The sequence below is a fragment of the Nocardioides sp. genome (assembly GCF_016462705.1).
In the GTDB taxonomy this organism is placed as follows: Bacteria; Actinomycetota; Actinomycetes; order Propionibacteriales; family Nocardioidaceae; genus Nocardioides.
Genome location: NZ_JAEMSS010000081.1, coordinates 1 through 18,118, shown reverse-complemented (window position 1 = coordinate 18,118; position 18,118 = coordinate 1). Strand labels below are relative to the sequence as shown.

Genomic DNA, 18,118 nt, shown 5'->3' with positions numbered 1-18,118 from the left:
AGATGCTGTCGGCCAAGCCGGAGTTCATCGACCTCTTCGTCGCCATCGGCCGGCTGGGCCGGTCGCTGGGGCTCCACCTCCTGCTCGCCTCGCAGCGCCTCGAGGAGGGGAGGCTGCGCGGTCTGGAGTCGCACCTCTCCTACCGGGTCGGGCTGCGCACGTTCAGCGCGCAGGAGTCCCGCACCGTGCTCGGCGTCCCCGACGCCTACGAGCTCCCCGCCGTCCCCGGCCTGGGCTACCTCAAGCCGGACCCGACCACCCTGGTGCGGTTCAAGGCGGCGTACGTCTCCGGGCCGCCGTCGGGACGGGTGCGGGTCCGCCGGGACGAGGGGGGCAAGCTCCAGGGCATCCTCCCGTTCACGATCTCGGAGGTGCTCAAGCTCGACGTCGACGTGCCCGAGGACGAGCCGGCGCCGGTGCCCGTCGACCCCGGCGAGCAGGACTCCGTGCTCGACATCGCGGTCGAGCGGATGCTCGGCAAGGGACCGGCCGCCCACCAGGTGTGGCTGCCGCCGCTCGACGTCCCGGACACCCTCGACCAGCTCATGCCCGACCTGGCGGTCGACCCGCGGCTCGGCCTGGTGTCGCAGGAGTGGCGCCGCCTGGGGGCGCTCACCGTGCCCCTCGGCACCGTCGACCGGCCCCGGGAGCAGCGCCGGGACACCCTGAGCGTCGACCTCTCCGGCTCGGCGGGCCACGTCGCCGTGGTCGGTGGCCCGCGCAGCGGCAAGAGCACGCTGCTGCGCTCGATCGTCACCAGCATGGCCCTGACCTCGACGCCGCAGGAGACCCAGTTCTACGTCCTCGACTTCGGCGGCGGCACCTTCGCCCCGTTGGCGCGGCTCCCGCACGTGGCCGGCGTGGCCACCCGCTCCGAGCGGGACGTCGTCACCCGGATCGTCGCCGAGGTGCAGGGCATCGTGGACCGCCGCGAGGCCTACTTCCGCCGGATGGGCATCGACTCGATCGAGACCTACCGGGCCCGCCGGGCGCGGGCCGAGGACCAGGGTCGCGCCGACGACGGCTACGGCGACGTGTTCCTGGTGATCGACGGCTGGAGCACGCTCCGGTCGGACTTCGACGACGTCGAGGTCGCCATCCAGCAGCTGTCCACACGCGGGCTCACCTTCGGCCTGCACATCGTCTCGGCGGCCTCGCGGTGGTCGGACTTCCGGGCCGCGATGCGCGACATGTTCGGCACCCGGCTCGAGCTGCGGCTCGGTGACCCGGTCGACTCCGAGATCGACCGGCGGGTCGCGGCCCTGGTCCCCACCGGTCGCCCGGGCCGTGGCCTGGTCGGCAGCAAGCTGCACTTCCTCGGAGCGCTCCCGCGGATCGACGGGGTCACCGACGCCGCCGACCTGGGTGACGGGGTCGACGACCTGGTCACGAAGGTGCGGGACGCGTGGACGGGGCCCGACGGACCCAAGCTCCGCCTGCTGCCGGAGCGGATCGGCCTGGCCCAGGTCCGCGAGCAGGCCGGTCCGCCCGCCGACCGGTTCGTGGTGGGCATCGACGAGAAGGACCTCGCTCCGGTCACGCTCGACCCGGTCCAGGAGCCGCACCTGCTGGTCCTGGGCGACAGCGGGTCGGGCAAGAGCGGGGTGCTGCGCACCCTCGCGCAGGAGATCATGCGGACCCGCACCCCGGCGCAGGCCCAGATCCTGCTGGTCGACTACCGCCGCGCGCTCCTCGGCGAGGTCCCCGAGGACTACCTGATCAACTACGTGACCTCCGCCGCCCAGGCGACGCCCGCGCTGCGCGAGATCGCGACCTACCTCGAGGGACGCATCCCCGGCCCGGACGTGACGCCCGAGCAGCTGCGCGAACGGTCGTGGTGGTCGGGCGCCGAGCTGTTCGTCCTCGTCGACGACTACGACCTGGTCGCCACCCAGCAGAGCTCGCCCGTCGCGGCGCTGCAACCGCTGCTGGCGCAGGCCCGCGACGTCGGCCTGCACCTCGCCGTCGCCCGCCGTTCCGGTGGCGCGTCCCGAGCGCTCTACGAGCCCGTCATCCAGTCGCTGCGGGACCTGGCCATGCCCGGCCTGATGCTGTCGGGCAACCCCGACGAGGGTCCGCTGCTCGGCAACCAGCGACCGATGCTGGCCCCGCCCGGGCGCGGGCGGCTGGTCACCCGGGACCGCGGCGTCGAGGTCGTCCAGCTCGCGTGGTCCGAGCCGACCGTCTGAGGGCTGGGGCTCAGCCGGGCTCAGCGGGCTCGGCCGGGCTCAGTCGGTCGAGGCGTACGTCGCGGTGCCGGGTCCGCCGATCTTCATGCTCGGCAGGTCGTCGAGGCTGTAGCTCTGCTCGAAGGTGCGGCGGTAGCCGGTGTGGGCGATCCGCCAGCCGTCCGGCGTACGCACGTAGCGGTCGGTGTAGAGCGCGGCGCCCTCGAGGACGAACTTGAAGGCCTCGATGATCACCTTGTCCTGCAGGTACCAGTGCCCGGTGGCGGTGTCGCCGTCGACGGTGATCTCCGGGTGGTGGGCCTGGTGCAGCGTCAGCATGCCCTCGGTCATGTTGGCCTTCATGTAGTCGACCAGCGCCGTGCTGTCGTCGAAGACCAGGCCGTTGTAGTCGCCGGTGGCCTCGGGGACGAAGCACGCGGCGAAGTCGTCCCAGGCCTTCGTGTCGAGCGACCGCAGGTAGCGGTACTTCACCTGGGTGATCTCGTGGATGTCTCGGGAGGTGGCTGCCCAGTCGTCGGTCACGGGACGCACCGTAGCGCCAGCAGCACGTCGAGCGGCGAAAAGGCGGTGAGATAGTCCACAACATGTGTATATGTTGTGGAGTAAGCGGAACCTGCCCGTAACCGTGCGTCAACCTCCGAGCGACGTTGCCGGGTCAGGATCACTGCACCCACTAGTCGCAGGCTTCCCCCACCCGGGCGGCCTGCCCGATCCCCCTGGAGGACGAGATGGCCGATCCCACCTCGCTCGACGCGGAGCAGCAGGTCCCGGAGGTCGAGTTCGACCTCGAGCAGGAGCGGCTGCGCACGCTGCGCAACAACATCAAGACACGTCACGCACTGGCCCTGCACGAGCTCATGAGCGAGCGCGAGGACCTCCACGGCGTGCACCCCTTGGCCGACCACATCGCAGACTCGCTCCGCTGGTCCGCCTGACCCGGTTCCGCTGACCCAGCGCCGCTCGGGCGGCCGGGCCGGCGGGGTCCCCGGATATCAGGGGACTCCGACACCAGGGTCCAGACTTCTGCACCCAGTCCTGCGCTTCTGCACCCAGATCTCGGTGCAGAAGTGCAGGAGTCCCCGGATATCCGGTGACTCCGCCGCTGCCCCCGCCCGCTACCGGCGGCCAGTGCCGAACATGCCGCGGGCGATCTCGGCGGCCGCGGTCCGCATGAACTGCTTGAAGGCGCTCGACTTCACGACCTGCTCGACGACGCCGTCCTCCTCCTTCGTACGCCGCCGCGACGTCGAGGCGGGGGCGGTGTCCTTCTTCGCCGGAGCGTCGGCCTTCGGCTGCGCCGCGGCGTCCGCGGCGGCCTGCTGCTCGGCGTCGGCCTTGGCGGCGCCCGCCTCGAGCTTCTCGGCGAGCAGCTCGCGGGCGGACTCCCGGTCGACGGCGGCGGCGTACTTCGCCTGGCGCGGGCTGGCCGCCACGGTGGCCTGCATGGCCTCGGCGGCCGTGGGCGCCATCAGCGACTCGGGGGCGCGGAGCCGGGTCCAGGCGACCGGCGTCGGAGCGCCCCGCTCGCCCATGACGGTGATGACCGCCTCGCCGATGCCGAGGGTGGTGATGACCTCGCCGAGGTCGTCGTACGCGGCGTTGGGGTAGGTGTTGACGGTCGCCTTGAGCGCCTTGGCGTCGTTGGGGGTGTGCGCACGGAGGGCGTGCTGGACCCGGGAGCCGAGCTGGGCGAGGACCTCGTCCGGGACGTCGGTCGGGCTCTGCGTGACGAAGAAGACGCCGACCCCCTTGGAGCGGATGAGCCGCACGGTCTGGGCGACCTGGTCGAGGAAGTCGTCGGAGGCGTCGCTGAAGAGCAGGTGCGCCTCGTCGAAGAAGAAGACCAGCTTGGGCCGGTCGATGTCGCCGACCTCGGGGAGGTCGTGGAACAGGTCGGCCAGCAGCCACATGAGGAACGTCGAGAAGACGGCCGGCTGGCTCGCCAGCTGCGGCAGCTCGACGAGGGAGATCAGGCCCTTGCCGTCCGGAGTGACCTGGAGGAGGTCGGCGGACTCGAACTCGGGCTCGCCGAAGAACTGGTCGGCACCCTGGTCGGAGAAGTTGATCAGCTCGCGCAGGATCACGCCGGCCGTCGCTCCCGACAGCCCGCCCAGCTCCTTGAGCTCCGGCTTGCCCTCGTCGCTGGTGAGGTGGCTGACCACGGCGCGCAGGTCGGCGAGGTCGAGCAGCGGGAGCCCCGCCTTGTCCGCGTAGTGGAAGACCAGGCCGAGGCTCGACTCCTGGGTCTCGTTGAGGCCCAGGACCTTGGACAGGAGCACCGGCCCGAACGACGACATGGTGACCCGCAGCGGCACCCCGACGCCCTGGCCGCCGAGGGCGTAGTACTCGACCGGGAAGCCGGTCGCCGTCCACCGCTGACCGACCGAGGCCGTCCGCGCAGCCAGCTTCTCGTTGGTCTCGCCCGGGGTGGCCAGACCGGAGAGGTCGCCCTTCACGTCGGCGGCGAACACCGGGACACCGTGGGCGCTGAGCTGCTCGGCCAGCAGCTGCAGGGTCTTGGTCTTGCCGGTGCCGGTCGCGCCGGCGACCAGGCCGTGCCGGTTGAGCATCGCCAGCGGGATCCGGATGTGGGTGTCGGTGAGCGTCTCCGCGTCCACCATCAGGGCGCCGAGCTCCAGGGCGGGCTCCTCGAAGGCGTAGCCCGGGGCGACCGCGGAGACGATCGGGTGGTCGGCGTGCGGGGTCGGCCCGGCAGTCTCGGTCATGGTGGGAGCCTATTCGGGCGGTCCGCCGCCACCGGGCGGCTTCTCCTGGCGCGGTTATGCTCCGGCACGTGATCTTCAAGCGCGTGGGGGAGGGGCGTCCCTACCCCGAGCACGGGCTCACGTCGCAGGCCTGGGCCGCGGTCCCCCCGCGCCAGGTGCGGCTCGACCAGCTGGTCACGACCAAGGACACCCTGCAGCTCGCCGCGCTGCTCGACGAGGACTCCACGTTCTACGGCGACCTGTTCGCGCACGTCGTGGAGTGGCGGGGCGAGTACTACCTGGAGGACGGCCTGCACCGCGCCCTGCGGGCCGCGCTCCAGCAGCGTCACGTGCTGCACGCCCGAGTGCACAAGGTCGCCTAGGGATGTCCCGATGAACGTCGTCCCGAGCCTGCGGTCCGCCCTCACCCTGGCGGTGCTCGCGCTGCTCCTGGTGGTCGGCGTGAGCTGGGGCTTCGCGCAGGTGACCGAGCCCTTCCCCGGGAAGGTCGACCCGCCGATCTGCGTCGAGACCAGCTTCCCCGCGGGTGAGCGGATCTACCCCCAGGACGTGACGGTCAGCGTGCTCAATGCGAGCACGCGTGAGGGGCTGGCCGGACGCACGATGGACGAGCTCGTCTCGGACGGCTTCGACGAGGGGCAGACCCGCAACGCGCCGGCGGGCACGCAGGTCGCCCGGGTCGAGATCTGGACGACGGACGCCGACAACCCGGCGGTGCTGCTGGTCCGCTCGCGACTCGGTCAGGCCGAGGTCCTGGAGATGGCCGACCCCGGCGCCGCGGGGATCGTCGTGGTCGTCGGCAACGACTTCGAGGACACCTTCGAGGGCCGGCCCTCGATCAAGACCGACAGCGACGTCGTGGTCTGCGGGCCCGCGCTCGACTCCTAGCTCTTCCCGTCGCGCAGCCACTGGGCGAGCCGCCCGTGCGCGCTGACCTGGCGCAGCCGCTCCTCGGTCGCCTCCCTGGTCCGGCGGGGCGTCACCACGAGCAGGTCGTCGCCGATCTTGAGGACCGTACGACGCTCCGGGACCATCGTCTGCCCCTGGCGGACGACCATCGAGACCGAGGCGCCGGGCGGGAGACGCAGCTCGCCGACCTCGACCCCGTGCATCTTGGAGGCCGGGCTGATGCTGATCTGCAGGAGGTCGGCGGCGACCTTCTCCAGGGGCGCGGCCTCGATGTCGAGACCGCGGGGCTCCGACCGTCGGGTCACCTTGAGGACCCTGGCGACCGTGGGCAGCGTCGGGCCGGTCACCAGCGTGTAGACGATGACCAGCACGAAGACGATGTCGAAGAGCCGCTCGGAGCCGTCGACCCCCTCGCTGAGGGGGATCGTGGCGAAGACGATCGGCACCGCGCCGCGCAGGCCGGCCCAGGAGAGGAAGGAGAGCTCCCGCCACGACATCCGGGCCACCACCGAGCTGGCCAGGACGCAGAGCGGCCGGGCCACGAACGTGAGCACCAGCCCCGCGAGGATGGCCGTGCCGACGTTGGCCGCCGTGATCCGCCCGGGCGACAGGAGCAGCCCCAGCATCACGAACAGCCCGATCTGCGAGAGCCAGGCGGTGCCTTCGGCGAAGGACCGGGTGGCCGCCCGGTGCGGGAGCTCCTGGTTGCCGAGCACCAGTGCGGCGACGTACACCGCGGCGAACCCGGACGCGTGCACGGCCGCCGCGCTGCCGTAGGAGAGGAAGCACAGCGTGAGCACGGCCAGGGGGTAGAGGCCCGAGGCCGGCAGCGCCGCGCGGCGCATCAGCCAGGCCCCGCCGAACCCGACGCCCAGTCCGAACGCGACCCCGGCGACGAGCTCGTAGACGATCAGTGCGGAGGCGCCCAGCGGTCCGTGGTCGGTGAACGCACCGGTGGACACCAGCGTCACCAGCACGACCGTCGGGGCGTCGTTGAGCCCCGACTCGGCCTCGAGCGCGCCCTGGAGGCGCTTGGGCAGGGGGACGACCCGGAGCACGGAGAAGACGGCGGCCGCGTCCGTGGGCGAGGTGACCGCGCCGAGCAGGACGGCGAGCTCCCAGGACAGCCCGAGCAGGTAGTGCCCGGCCAGGGTCATGACGCCCACAGAGACGCCGACGCCCAAGGTGGCCAGCGTCGCCCCGAGCGCCATCGAGGGCCGGACGTCGTGCCAGGGCGTGGTGAGACCGCCCTCGGACAGGATGACGATCAGGGCGGCGAACCCGAGCGCGTGCGCGAGCTGGGCGTCCTCGAAGTTGATCCCGAGACCCTCCTCGCCCAGGACGACGCCGATGAGGAGGTAGATCAGGAGGCTGGGGAGCCCGGCGCGTGAGCTCACCCGCACCGCGAGGATCGCCAGCAGGGTGACCGCCGAGCCCAGCAGCACGAACTCGTCGAGCTGGTGGACGTTCAACGACTGTCACCTCAGCTCGTCGGGGTGGCGGGTGCCTACCCTATCGAGCGCGAGGCCTGCGGCTGACCTCGGTCAGCGCGGTCAGTGGGAGCCGGACGTCGCCCAGACGGGCGCGATCTCCTTGCGGTAGCGGCGCCCGAACAGCAGCGGCAGCAGCGTCACCACGGGTGCGGGGACCTCGTCCCTGAGCGCCGTCATCTCCGCCGGGCCGGCACCGTCCTGGACCCAGGCGAAGAAGGTCCCCGCGACCCCCAGCGGCTGCTTGCCGAACTTGCGGCCCATCTCCTTCACCACCGGGTGGTCGTGGTGCTCGGCGAACAGCGGCTCGGTGACCTGCTCCTCGGCGTCGAGGTGGGTCACCGTCACCTCCTCGAGCTTGGCCAGCGAGGACGCCGCGGAGTCGGCGTCGGCACGGGAGGCGGACCCGGCCAGCGCGCCCATGGCGGTCCGGCTCTCGGCGAGCGCCGAGGCCATCGCCTCGTGCTCGTCGTCGAACCGGTCGATGGTGTCCTGCCCGACGCCGACCGCCAGCAGGGCCGGCCAGGCGATCTCGTGCTCCCCCTCGTGGTGGTGCGTCAGCTGGTCGTCGAAGTTCTCCCAGGCCCGGTGCAACCCGGCCGCCCGGGCCCGGTCGCCGTCCTGGAACGACTCCAAGGCCGCGCGGAACCGGGACAGGTCGCGGCGTACGGCGCAGTGGATGACCTTGTTCATGCTCATGCTCGGAGTGGCCATGGCCGCACCGTAGGCACGCCGGTCGCGGCGAGGGAATGGCTAGCCCGGGTGGTCCGGGGATCGCCACGAACTGGAACGTGTTCTAGATTCGTCCGCATGGCTTCCGGCACCGACCTCCCCGACGTCCGTCCCGCGGCGGACCTGCCGCCCGACCCCCCGGCGTACGACGTCGTGGTCGTCGGGTTCGGGATCGCCGGCGGGTGCGCGGCGCTCGAGGCGGCGCGCGCCGGCGCCCGGGTGCTGCTGCTCGAGAAGGCGGCGGTGCACGGCGGCACCTCGAGCATGTCCGGCGGGCACTTCTACCTCGGTGGCGGCACCGCCGTGCAGAAGGCGACCGGGCACGACGACGACGTGGAGGAGATGGTCAAGTACCTGACCGCGGTCTCCAAGGAGCCGGAGCCCGACAAGATCCGGGCCTACGCCGAGGGGTCGGTCGAGCACTTCGACTGGCTGGAGTCGTTGGGCTTCGAGTTCGAGCGGTCCTACTACCCGGAGAAGGCGGTCATCCAGCCCGGTACCGAGGGGCTGATGTACACCGGCAACGAGAAGGTGTGGCCCTTCCGCGAGCAGGCCGTGCCGGCCCCGCGCGGCCACAAGGTGCCGGTCCCCGGCGACACCGAGGGCACCCGGATCGTCATGGACCTCCTCAAGGACCGCGTCGCCGAGGCGGGGGTCGAGGTCCGCTACGAGACCGGCGTCTCGCACCTCGTGACCGACGACGCCGGCGCGGTGGTCGGCGTCGCGTGGCGCTCGTTCGACGAGACCGGCTATGTCCGGGCGTCCGCCGTCGTCCTGGCCGCCGGTGGTTTCGTCATGAACCCGGACATGGTCGAGAAGTACACGCCCGCGCTGGGCTCGAAGCTGTTCACGCTGGGCTCGACGTACGACGACGGTCTCGGGATCCGGCTGGGCCAGTCGGTCGGTGCCGAGCTCAGGAACATGGAGGAGCCGTTCATCACGGCGCCCGTCTACCCGCCGTCGATCCTGCTCACCGGCATCCTCGTCAACCGCGAGGGCAAGCGGTTCGTCGCCGAGGACAGCTACCACTCGAGGACCTCGCAGCTCGTGATGGAGCAGCCGGGCAGCGAGGCCTACCTGGTCGTCGACAGCGAGCACGGCGAGCTCACCAGCTACGGGATGCTGGTCCCGATGATCGACGCGTACGACACGATCGCCGAGCTGGAGACCGCGCTGTCGCTGCCTGCGGGGTCGGTGCAGGCGTCGCTCGACCGCTACAACGAGCACGCCGCGAAGGGCGAGGACCCGGACTTCCACAAGGCCCCGGAGTTCCTGGCGCCGCAGGACAAGGGCCCGTGGGCGGCGTTCGACCTGCGGCTCGGCAAGGCGATGTACGCCGGCTTCACGCTCGGCGGGATCCGGGTGACCGTCGACGGCCAGGCCCAGCGGCCCGACGGTTCGGTGATCGAGGGCCTCTACGCCGCCGGCGCCTGCGCGTCCAACATCGCCCAGGACGGCAAGGGCTACTGCTCGGGGACCCAGCTGGGCGAGGGGTCGTTCTTCGGGCGGAGATCAGGAAGGCATGCTGCTCTAGCCTCGAGGTCGTGAACAACCGCTGGCAGGTCGCCTCGCGCGCCAACGTGCCGCCGTTCCACGTCATGGACCTGCTGGCGGCCAGCGCCGAGCGGCAGCGGACCCACGGCGACCTGGTCAACCTGCTGGCCGGGCAGCCGATGACGGGGGCGCCGGGGCCGGTCAACGCCGAGGCGGTCCGGCTGCTCCAGAGCGGTGACCCGCTCGGCTACACGCCGGCCACCGGGATCCGCGAGCTCCGCGAGGCGATCGCCGGGCACCACCGGCACGCGCACGGCATCGAGGTGGACGCCGACGAGGTCGTGGTCACGACCGGGAGCAGCGGTGGGTTCCTGCTCGCGTTCCTGGCGGCGTTCGAGGTGGGCGACCGGGTGGCGATGGCTCGGCCCGGCTACCCCTGCTACCGCAACGTGCTCACCGCCCTCGGCATCGACGTCGTCGAGATCCCGACCGGGCCGGAGACCCGGTTCCAGCCGACCGTCGAGCAGGTCGCGGCGCTGCACGAGGCCCAGCCCCTGAAGGGCCTGGTCGTGGCGAGCCCCGCCAACCCCACCGGGACGATGCTCCTGCCCACCGAGCTGTGGGCGCTGGCGACCTGGTGCGAGGACAACCAGGTCCAGCTCGTCTCCGACGAGATCTACCACGGCATCGAGTACGCGCCGCTCGACGGAGGCGACCGGCTGGCCCGCTCGGCGTGGGAGACCAGCCGCGAGGCGGTCGTCTTCGCCAGCTTCAGCAAGTACTTCTCGATGACCGGCTGGCGGATCGGCTGGATGCTGGTGCCCGACCGGCTCCGCCGGGCCGTCGACGTGCTCACCGGCAACTTCACGATCTGTCCGCCGGTGATCGCGCAGCGGGCCTGCCTCGCGGCGTTCGACCCGGCCTCCTACGACGAGCTCGACGGGCACGTGAAGAGGTACGCCGGAAACCGCCGGCTCCTGCTCGACGGCCTGCCCCGGCTGGGGATCACCGGGCTCGCACCGGCGGACGGGGCGTTCTACGTCTACGCCGACGTCGGCCACCTCACCGACGACACGATGACCTTCGCCCACGACCTGCTGGCCCGCACCGGCGTCGCGGTCGCGCCGGGCATCGACTTCGACACGGTGAACGGTCACCGGTTCGTCCGGTTCAGCTTCGCCGGACCCGAGGCCGACATCGAGGAGGGCCTGGCCCGGTTGTCCACAGTCCTCTAGGTCGTCGTTTCACCCGCCAGGCGCGCGGGCATCCGCACTCCCGAACGACACATCTCGGGAGGACGACATGTACGGCGACACCGACGCGATCCGCGCACTGGCCCGCGGCCTGCGCCGCCAGGGCGACGACATCCGGTGGGAGGCCGACGGTCTGCTCGCCCGGGCGGAGGGGGTGCTGTGGCAGGGCGTGTCCGCCGACGCGATGCGGTGCCTGGCCCGCTACCGGGTCGCCCAGCTGAAGCGGACCGCGCGGCTCCACGACGAGGCCGCCGCCGCCCTCGACGACCACGCGGACGCGGTCGACCGGGTCAAGCGGCTGATCGCCCTGATCGAGGACCAGGTGATGGCACTGGTCGCCGCGGCCCGGGAGCGGATCGCGGGCGTGCTCGGCGCCGTCGGTGGCCTGGTCGACCCGGTCGACGACCTGCTCGACCGGTTCGTCCCGCCCCCGCCGGGGCACAGGGACTGGCTGACCGTCGACCTGCCCGGGCTCGACCTGCCCGACCTGCCCGACCTGCCCGACCTGCCCGGCCTGCCGGGCGTCGACGTCCCGATCCTCGGTCGTGCGGCATGAGCGACGGCAGCGGCGACCCGGCCGTCATCCTGGAGGTCAGCGGCGGCTCGCACGGCCTCGAGGCGTCGTACGCCGCGATGCGGGCGCTCGCCGACAGCTACGACCGGGCTGGCGACCGGTTGCGCGGCATGGCCCGGACCGGTGGCCGCGCGGCGGTCGACGAGGACCTCCTGGAGTCCTCGATCCTCTCGCCGGGCACCGCGATCCGGGCCGAGGCCGCCGTGGTCGCCGCGACCACCGGACCGGACGGCGTCCTGGTCGAGTCCGCGGGGTGGGAGGTCGACGCGGTCGCCATCCGTGGCTCGGCGTGCCTGTTCGAGGCCGCCGACGACGCCCGTCACGACGCGTTCGAGGTGCTGGACCACGTGGTCGGCCGGCAGCTGGGCATGGCGTTGCCGCTCGTGGCGCCCGCCGCCGTCACGGCTCTCCCGCTCGCGGTCGCCGTGGGCGGCGACGGCCTGGTCGACGGGCTCGAGGACCTGGTCACCGACAACCCGCTCCTGGTCCAGCACCTCGTCAACGGTGGCGGCGGCCTGCTGGCCGGGCTGACCGGCGGGCTGCTGCCGACGTACACGACCAACCACGCGGCCGACGCGCTGGGCGACCTCTACCCCGAGGGCGACCCCGTGGTGGAGGCGCTCGGGACGACGTCGGGCGACCAGCCGGCCGGCGTCGAGGACCTTGTCGCCCACCTCGCCGACGTCGCCGGGCTGTCCCAGGGGTCCGACTCGGCCGCCAACGGCACCATCGAGATCCAGACGGTCACGACCGCCGGTGGCGGCACCGTGCACATCGTCTACCTGCCCGGCACCGACGACCTCGGCACGCTGCCCTGGACCGCCGACGACGACGTGCGCGACATGGGCACCAACCTCGACCTGATCGCCGGCGAGACCGACGACTACCAGCAGGGGATCCTCGAGGCGATGGCCGAGGCGGGCATCGGCGCGGACGAGCCGGTGCTGGTCGTCGGGCACTCGCAGGGTGGGATGGAGGCCGTCGCGATCGCCGCCGGGGACAGCGGGTTCACCGTCACCGACGTGGTGACCGCCGGGTCCCCGACGGCCCAGGTCGGGCACCTCCCCGACGGCGTCAACGTGCTGTCCCTCGAGCAGCACGGCGACCTGGTGCCGCAGCTGGATGGGGAGCCCAACCCGCCCTCGGTCGAGCAGACCACCGTGGTCGTCGACGCCCACCCCGGGCAGGGGATCGAGGCCCATCACGACTACGACGCCTATGTCGCCGGCGCCACCGCGGTCGACTCCTCGACCCATCCCTCGGTGGTCTCCAGCGTCGACAGCCTGCACGAGGAGGGGTTCGTCGGCGCCGGAGGCGAGGTCACCGGGCAGCTGTTCCAGATCACCCGGACGCCCTAACGTTGCTGTTTGTCGGACAGCAGGCTCGGGAAGAAGATACAGATGTACGGCGACAGCGACGTGGTGCGCAGGCACGCCGGCCGGCTGCGGGAGCAGGGCGACGACCTCCGCGCGCTGGCCGAGCAGCTCGTCGCCAGGGCCGAGACCCTGCACTGGAGCGGACGGGCCGCGGACGCCATGCGCGAACGGGTGCGGGAACGCGCCGCCCGGCTCCGGGAGGCCGCGGCGCGGCACGAGGCCGCGGCGACGTCGCTGGAGGTGCACGGAACGCACGTCGACAGCCTCAAGGACGCCATCCTCGACACCGAGCGTCGCAGCCGGGCCCTGGTGGCCGACGGCCTCCTCGCCGACTTCGACGCCCCGGCACCCGGTCACAAGGACTGGCTCGCCGTGACGCTGCCGCGGCACTCGGTGGAGACCTGACCCCGCGACGATGCCGACCATCGACCTCGGACCACCCCGTCCCGGACCGCGCGACCTCCTGGACGGGCTGCCGCGCCGGGTCAGCCTGACGCTGCCCGAGCTGCGGTACGCCGCCGAGGCGGCCGGCGGAGCACCGCTGCCGTTCGACCTGGTCGACCTGGTCGACCGGGCGGGCGGGGGCGACTCGGTCCTCGCCGCGCGGCTCGGCGGCGCGGTCGACGCGGACGACGCCGCGGCGTACGCCGCCGCGCTGGCCCGGCTGGCGGCGCCGGTGGACACGCTCACCCGGCGGGGGCTGCTGGTCGCGGGCGAGCTGGACCGCGGCATCCTCGGGGCGGTCGGACTGCTGGCGACCCCGCGGTTCGCCCTGGACCTCGACGTGGTCGCGGGCGGGGTGCAGGCGCGCTGCTGGCACCGCCAGTCCGCGGGGGCGGTCGCCTCGCTCGCGACCGCCGACGGGCTGGTGTTCGAGCTGGCCTGGTTCCCCACCTGGGCCTGGGCCGACGAGCTGAGCCGGGTGGCGGTGATCCCGGAGGACCTGCCGCTGACGGAGTCGCGGGTCCCGGGGTTCGTCGACCTCCCGCACGAGCTGGCCGACGCGGGGGTGGAGGCGGTGCGCTCGCACCGGGCCGACCTGCTGCCCGTGCTCGCGGCCCAGCACCGGGGCCGGGTCACCGACGAGACGGGCGACGTGCTCACCGACCTCGAGGTCGGCACCGTGCTGACCGCCCTCGCGAGCGAGCCGCAGGGCCGGCTGCGGGCCATGGTGGCCGACGTGTCGGGCGCCGCCGCGGCCACCGTCGGGGTCGTCGCGTGGACGCTGGTCGGCGACGGCTGGCGCGCGCTGCGACCGCACGGCGTGGACGAGCGGCTGCACGTCGAGGTCCGCCGGGTGATCCCCGAGGACCTGGCGGCGGACCTCGCCCCGGTGCTGGCCGTCGTGACCGGAGCACGCCCACCAGGACCACGCGGATGACCGAGGCCTACGACCGGCTCCTCGCGCTGGCAGACGTCTTCGACACGGCCGCCGCCGAGCTGCGCTCCCGGGCCGGCCTGGGTGCCGAGGTGCTGCGCGACCCGGCGGTCACCGACACCGCCGACCTCGCGCCGACGACGTACGCCCAGGCCGAGGAGGACGTGCGGGCCGCGACCACCGGCACCCACGGCCTGATGACCCGCTCCCTCGAGCTCGACGCCGACGCCCTGGTGGTGCGGGCCACCGTCGTGACCTACCAGTGGATCGACGAGCTGCGGACCGTGGCGTCCTCGACCCTCGGCTCGATCGCCGGCCGCGCGGTCGGCTACCTCGCGCCGACCGTCGAGCTCGGCGGCGCCGTGGTGAGCGCCGGTCTCATCGAGACCGACGCGTTGGACCGCGACGAGATCGTGGCCTACCTGTCTGAGCTGGCCGCGAACCATCCCGAGCTCCTGGACCACGTCACCAGCGGTGGCGGCGGCCTGCTGGACGGGCTGCAGCTGCGGTCGCTGCTGACCGCCGGGTTCGTAGCGGGCGAGCCCGGCCGGGGAGCAGCCCGCGGTGGGCTGCGGGCGATCGGCGTCGCACCGATGCGGGCGGACGCCGCCGCGGTGGTGCGCGACGTCGCCGGCCCGCTGCAGGACGCCCCCGACGGGGGCTTCGGCGACGTGGCCGCCGTCGCGGCCAGCACGCCGCGGTCGCTGGCCGAGCTGGTGTCGGCGCTGCTCGGGGCGGGCGACCGGGTGCTGGTGCACCGCACCGCGCCCAGCCGCTACCTGGTGCTGCTGGGCTCCCCGGGCGAGGGCGACCTCGGGCCGACGCACGGCCCGCGCCTCGTGGGCGCCGACCTGGCGTCGTACCGCCTGGGAGCCGTGCGCACCATCGAGGCCGCCCTCGACGGCGACGACGACGCCCGGGTCCTGCTCGTCGGTGCCGGCCACGGTGGGGTGCTCGCCGCCGAGCTGGCCGCCGGGACGCTCTCGGACGCGTTCACCGTCGACGCCGTCGTCACGGCCGGCTCCCCGTCGGCGCACGTCCCGCGTGTCCCCGACCGGGTCCGGGTGCTGTCCCTGGAGGACCGGGCCGACCCGGTCGCCCTGCTCGGCTCGCTGGTCAACGCCGGCGCGGCCAACCGCACCGACGTCGTCTTCGACGCCTCCGACGCGGAGCCGGGTGAGGCCTACCTCGCCGGCGCGCGCGCGGCGGACGAGGCGGCCGCGGACCACCCGGAGCTCGCGGCGGAGCTCGACCGGCTGCGCGGCTGGGGCTACCTGGCGCCGTAGCGGAGCTCTCAGACGAGGTCGTGCACGAACTCGCCGAGCTGGGTGAGGTTGCGGCACTCCACCATCGGCACGACCTCGCCGTACCTCCCCGCGACCGAGTCGCCCGTGTCCCAGTGCCGGTGGTGCTCGGGGTTGAGCCACCACGAGTGCCGGGCCGCCCCGGCCATCGCCTGGAGCCGGTCGAGAGCGAGGTCGCTGTAGTTGGACCGGGCGTCGCCGAGGATCAGCAGCGAGGACTTCGGGCCGAGCGCGTCGGCGTGCTCCTCGGTGAACTTGGTGAACGCCCGCCCGTAGTTGGTGCGCCCCCACAGCGCGGCGTGCGCGGTCGACGCGGCCAGGTCGCTCATCACGTCCACGACGTCGGCGCCCGGCGTGAAGTGGTGGGTGACCTCGTGCACGTGGTCGATGAACGTGAACGCCCGGACCTTCTGGAACTGGTCGCGCAGCGCGAAGACGAGCAGGAGCGTGAACTGCGCGAAGCTGGCCACCGACCCGCTGACGTCGCACAGGACGACGAGCTCGGTCCGGTGCGGGCGCTTGGGCCGGTGGTGGGTGACCAGGGGGACGCCGCCAGTCGACATCGAGGCACGGACGGTACGCCGGAAGTCCAGGTGCCCGCGCCGGCGGGCGTGGTGCTCCTTGGTGAGCCGGGTGGCCAGCCGGCGGGCGAGCGGGTAGATCTCGCGGCGCATCTCCTCCAGGTCGGCCTTGCGCGCCGCGGTGAAGTCGAGCCGGTCGATGCTGGGCTTCACCGCCACGTTGGCCACGTGGTCAGGGCCCTTCTCCTCGGCGATCCGGCGCCGGGCGTCGGCCTCCACCTGCCGGGTGAACGCGCCGACCCGGCGTCCCGCCGTGCGGGCGGCCTCGTCGTCGGTCCGCCCCTCCGCGAGGAGGGCGGCGACGATCCTGTCGACCAGCTGTGAGGGTGAGACCCGCTGGAGCGCGGTGTACGCCGACCAGCTCGACAGCCCGGGGCCCCGACCCGGCATCGCGCCGAACCGGCCGACCATCTCGACGGCCAGCCGGGCCAGCCGCTCCTCGTCGCCGTCGGCCAGGGCCTCGAGCAGCTGCTCGCGGAACTCGGCCAGCGCCTCGGCGTTGTCGCGGACCTGGCCGGTCTCGTCACGGCTCTCGTCCTCGGCGCCCTGGACCCCTTCGCCGACCAGGCTCGGGAAGTAGACGTCGAAGAGCGTCTCGAACGTCGGTCGCTGGACCTGCTTCTTGACCAGCGTGGCGGCGTACGCGTCCCGCACCGTCTCCCGGCGGTCCCACGGCAGCGCGGACAGCGCCGCGACCGCGTCGAGGTCCTCGGCCAGGGAGACCGACAGGCCCGCGCCGCGCAGTGCCTCGAGGAAGGCGATGTGGCGGTCGACGAGCCCGGACGTCATCGGCCTACCTCCGCAGCCGGAGCTCGCGGACCGCCCGCGCCTGGTCAGAGCTGTGCTTGAGCACGACGCCCAGGGTGTCGTCGACGGCCTTGTCGTCGAGCTCGTGGATCTCCAGCGCGATCAAGGTGCGGGCCCAGTCGACGGACTCGGCGATCGACGGCGCCTTCTTGAGCTCGAGCTCCCGCAGCCGGCCGACGTTGGCGACCAGCTGCTCGGCCACCTTGGTCTCGAGCTCGGGCACCTGGGACAGGACGATCTCCCGCTCGCGGGCGGCGTCCGGGTAGTCGAGGTGGAGGTAGAGGCAGCGCCGCTTGAGGGCCTCGGACAGCTCGCGGCTGGCGTTCGAGGTGAGCACGACGAGCGGTCGGCGTACGGCGACCACGGTGCCGAGCTCGGGGATCGTCACCTGGAAGTCGGACAGCACCTCCAGCAGCAGCCCCTCGACCTCGACGTCGGTCTTGTCGACCTCGTCGATGAGCAGGACCGTCGGCTCCTCGCGGCTGATCGCGGTCAGCAGCGGTCGGGTGAGGAGGAACTCCTCGCTGAAGATGTCGTCGTGCGTCTCCGACCAGGTGGAGTCGTCGCCCTGGGAGCTCTGGATGCGCAGGAGCTGCTTCTTGTAGTTCCACTCGTAGAGCGCCCGGGCCTCGTCGAGCCCCTCGTAGCACTGGAGCCGGACCAGGTCGGCTCCGGTGGCGCGGGCGACCGCCTTGGCGAGCTCGGTCTTCCCGACGCCGGCCGGACCCTCGACGAGGAGCGGCTTCTCGAGCGCCCCGGCGAGGTAGGTCGTCGTCGCGGTGGCCGGGTCGGCCAGGTAGCCCACCTCGCCCAGCCGGGCGCCCGCGTCGTCGGGTGAGGAGAACCACGTCATGCCGTCATCCTCGCAGCCGCGCCGACGCGTATCCCTGCGGGCGGGTCCTCGTTGGACTCTGCGAGGCCCTCGGTCGAGGGCGGACGCCGACGACGGGGAGCTCCGAGAGATGCACCGGCAACCGAGCAGGCAGGCCCTGCTGGCCGTCCGCGCGGTCAAGGTCGTCGCGGCCACGGCCGTGGCCGGGATCGCGATGATGGTCACCCTGGGCGGCGCGACGCCCAGCTCGGCGGGCGTCGAGGAGCCCAGGTCCGACGTGCGGTGCGCCGGCGCGGCCGGCAAGACGATCGTGCGCACGCACCGGGGCACGGACCGTGCGGTCCCCTTCGAGCACGGGTGGCAGGTCTACCGCGGGGAGCGTCCCGGCACCCTCGTCGTGGTGTGTCCGGATCAGTGAGCGCTCGAGCCGTGCCGGCCCGCCCCTGACGTGAACCTCGCCGCCCCCTCCAGTG

Annotated in this window: 18 protein-coding genes; 12 read left to right on the top strand and 6 right to left on the bottom strand. The window is 73.0% G+C overall.

The features are described 5' to 3' along the window. Positions 1-2,189: type VII secretion protein EccCb (gene eccCb / locus JHD21_RS11805; protein WP_292675237.1), on the top strand; the 2,189-nt coding region annotated here is incomplete at its 5' end. 39 nt (positions 2,190-2,228) lie between these two features. Here eccCb and JHD21_RS11800 read toward each other — a convergent pair. Further along, entirely contained in the window at positions 2,229-2,711 is a 483-nt protein-coding gene (locus JHD21_RS11800; RefSeq protein WP_292675234.1) for a nuclear transport factor 2 family protein, read from the bottom strand. A 206-nt stretch (positions 2,712-2,917) separates the two neighbouring features. Between JHD21_RS11800 and JHD21_RS11795 the strand changes: the two genes are divergently transcribed. Then, entirely contained in the window at positions 2,918-3,124 is a 207-nt protein-coding gene (locus JHD21_RS11795; protein WP_292675232.1) for a hypothetical protein, read from the top strand. 180 nt (positions 3,125-3,304) lie between these two features. On the opposite strand, the gene JHD21_RS11790 is transcribed toward JHD21_RS11795, so the two are convergent. Next, positions 3,305-4,915 carry a helicase HerA-like domain-containing protein gene (locus JHD21_RS11790; protein WP_292675227.1) on the bottom strand — a complete coding sequence of 537 codons (1,611 nt, stop codon included), beginning with the start codon at positions 4,913-4,915 and terminating at the stop codon, positions 3,305-3,307. 68 nt (positions 4,916-4,983) lie between these two features. On the opposite strand from JHD21_RS11790, the gene JHD21_RS11785 reads away from it, so the two are divergent. Next, on the top strand, positions 4,984-5,277 hold the full coding sequence (locus JHD21_RS11785; RefSeq protein ID WP_292675224.1) for a type II toxin-antitoxin system VapB family antitoxin: 294 nt from the start codon (positions 4,984-4,986) through the stop codon (positions 5,275-5,277). A gap of 10 nt (positions 5,278-5,287) precedes the next feature. Next, positions 5,288-5,803, top strand: a complete 516-nt coding sequence (locus JHD21_RS11780) for a LytR C-terminal domain-containing protein (protein WP_292675221.1) — start codon at positions 5,288-5,290, stop codon at positions 5,801-5,803. On the opposite strand, the gene JHD21_RS11775 is transcribed toward JHD21_RS11780, so the two are convergent. Together JHD21_RS11775 and JHD21_RS11770 are read right to left on the bottom strand one after the other, a co-directional pair. Next, complete coding sequence (locus tag JHD21_RS11775; RefSeq protein ID WP_292675218.1) at positions 5,800-7,296, bottom strand: potassium/proton antiporter; 1,497 nt, start codon at positions 7,294-7,296, stop codon at positions 5,800-5,802. The genes JHD21_RS11780 and JHD21_RS11775 overlap by 4 nt on opposite strands. An 81-nt stretch (positions 7,297-7,377) precedes the next feature. Continuing rightward, complete coding sequence (locus tag JHD21_RS11770; protein WP_292675216.1) at positions 7,378-8,028, bottom strand: hemerythrin domain-containing protein; 651 nt, start codon at positions 8,026-8,028, stop codon at positions 7,378-7,380. 96 nt (positions 8,029-8,124) lie between these two features. Here JHD21_RS11770 and JHD21_RS11765 point away from each other — a divergent pair, with 96 nt between their 5' ends. The 7 genes from JHD21_RS11765 to JHD21_RS11735 all read left to right on the top strand — a co-directional run bounded on the left by JHD21_RS11765 (position 8,125) and on the right by JHD21_RS11735 (position 15,407). Beyond that, entirely contained in the window at positions 8,125-9,594 is a 1,470-nt protein-coding gene (locus JHD21_RS11765; protein ID WP_292675214.1) for an FAD-binding protein, read from the top strand. Beyond that, a complete protein-coding gene (locus JHD21_RS11760) occupies positions 9,591-10,775 on the top strand; it encodes a pyridoxal phosphate-dependent aminotransferase (RefSeq protein ID WP_292675212.1) in 1,185 nt (394 codons plus the stop codon). The genes JHD21_RS11765 and JHD21_RS11760 overlap by 4 nt, the downstream gene beginning before the upstream one ends. Before the next feature lie 67 nt (positions 10,776-10,842). Further along, on the top strand, positions 10,843-11,349 hold the full coding sequence (locus JHD21_RS11755) for a hypothetical protein (RefSeq protein ID WP_292675210.1): 507 nt from the start codon (positions 10,843-10,845) through the stop codon (positions 11,347-11,349). Further along, positions 11,346-12,725 (top strand): hypothetical protein, encoded by a 1,380-nt coding sequence (locus JHD21_RS11750; RefSeq protein WP_292675207.1) that lies wholly within the window; start codon positions 11,346-11,348, stop codon positions 12,723-12,725. The genes JHD21_RS11755 and JHD21_RS11750 overlap by 4 nt, the downstream gene beginning before the upstream one ends. Before the next feature lie 42 nt (positions 12,726-12,767). Further along, positions 12,768-13,148, top strand: coding sequence for a hypothetical protein (locus JHD21_RS11745; protein WP_292675204.1), 381 nt, complete (start codon positions 12,768-12,770; stop codon positions 13,146-13,148). Between the two features lie 10 nt (positions 13,149-13,158). Then, positions 13,159-14,124, top strand: a complete 966-nt coding sequence (locus JHD21_RS11740; RefSeq protein WP_292675201.1) for a hypothetical protein — start codon at positions 13,159-13,161, stop codon at positions 14,122-14,124. Beyond that, positions 14,121-15,407 (top strand): hypothetical protein, encoded by a 1,287-nt coding sequence (locus JHD21_RS11735; RefSeq protein WP_292675198.1) that lies wholly within the window; start codon positions 14,121-14,123, stop codon positions 15,405-15,407. Before JHD21_RS11740 ends, JHD21_RS11735 begins: the two co-directional genes overlap by 4 nt. An 8-nt stretch (positions 15,408-15,415) precedes the next feature. On the opposite strand, the gene JHD21_RS11730 is transcribed toward JHD21_RS11735, so the two are convergent. Further along, positions 15,416-16,795 (bottom strand): VWA domain-containing protein, encoded by a 1,380-nt coding sequence (locus JHD21_RS11730; RefSeq protein ID WP_292675196.1) that lies wholly within the window; start codon positions 16,793-16,795, stop codon positions 15,416-15,418. Between the two features lie 4 nt (positions 16,796-16,799). Then, positions 16,800-17,666, bottom strand: a complete 867-nt coding sequence (locus JHD21_RS11725; RefSeq protein WP_292675193.1) for a MoxR family ATPase — start codon at positions 17,664-17,666, stop codon at positions 16,800-16,802. A gap of 109 nt (positions 17,667-17,775) precedes the next feature. On the opposite strand from JHD21_RS11725, the gene JHD21_RS11720 reads away from it, so the two are divergent. Further along, a complete protein-coding gene (locus JHD21_RS11720; protein ID WP_292675190.1) occupies positions 17,776-18,063 on the top strand; it encodes a hypothetical protein in 288 nt (95 codons plus the stop codon). Positions 18,064-18,118 lie beyond the last annotated feature (55 nt).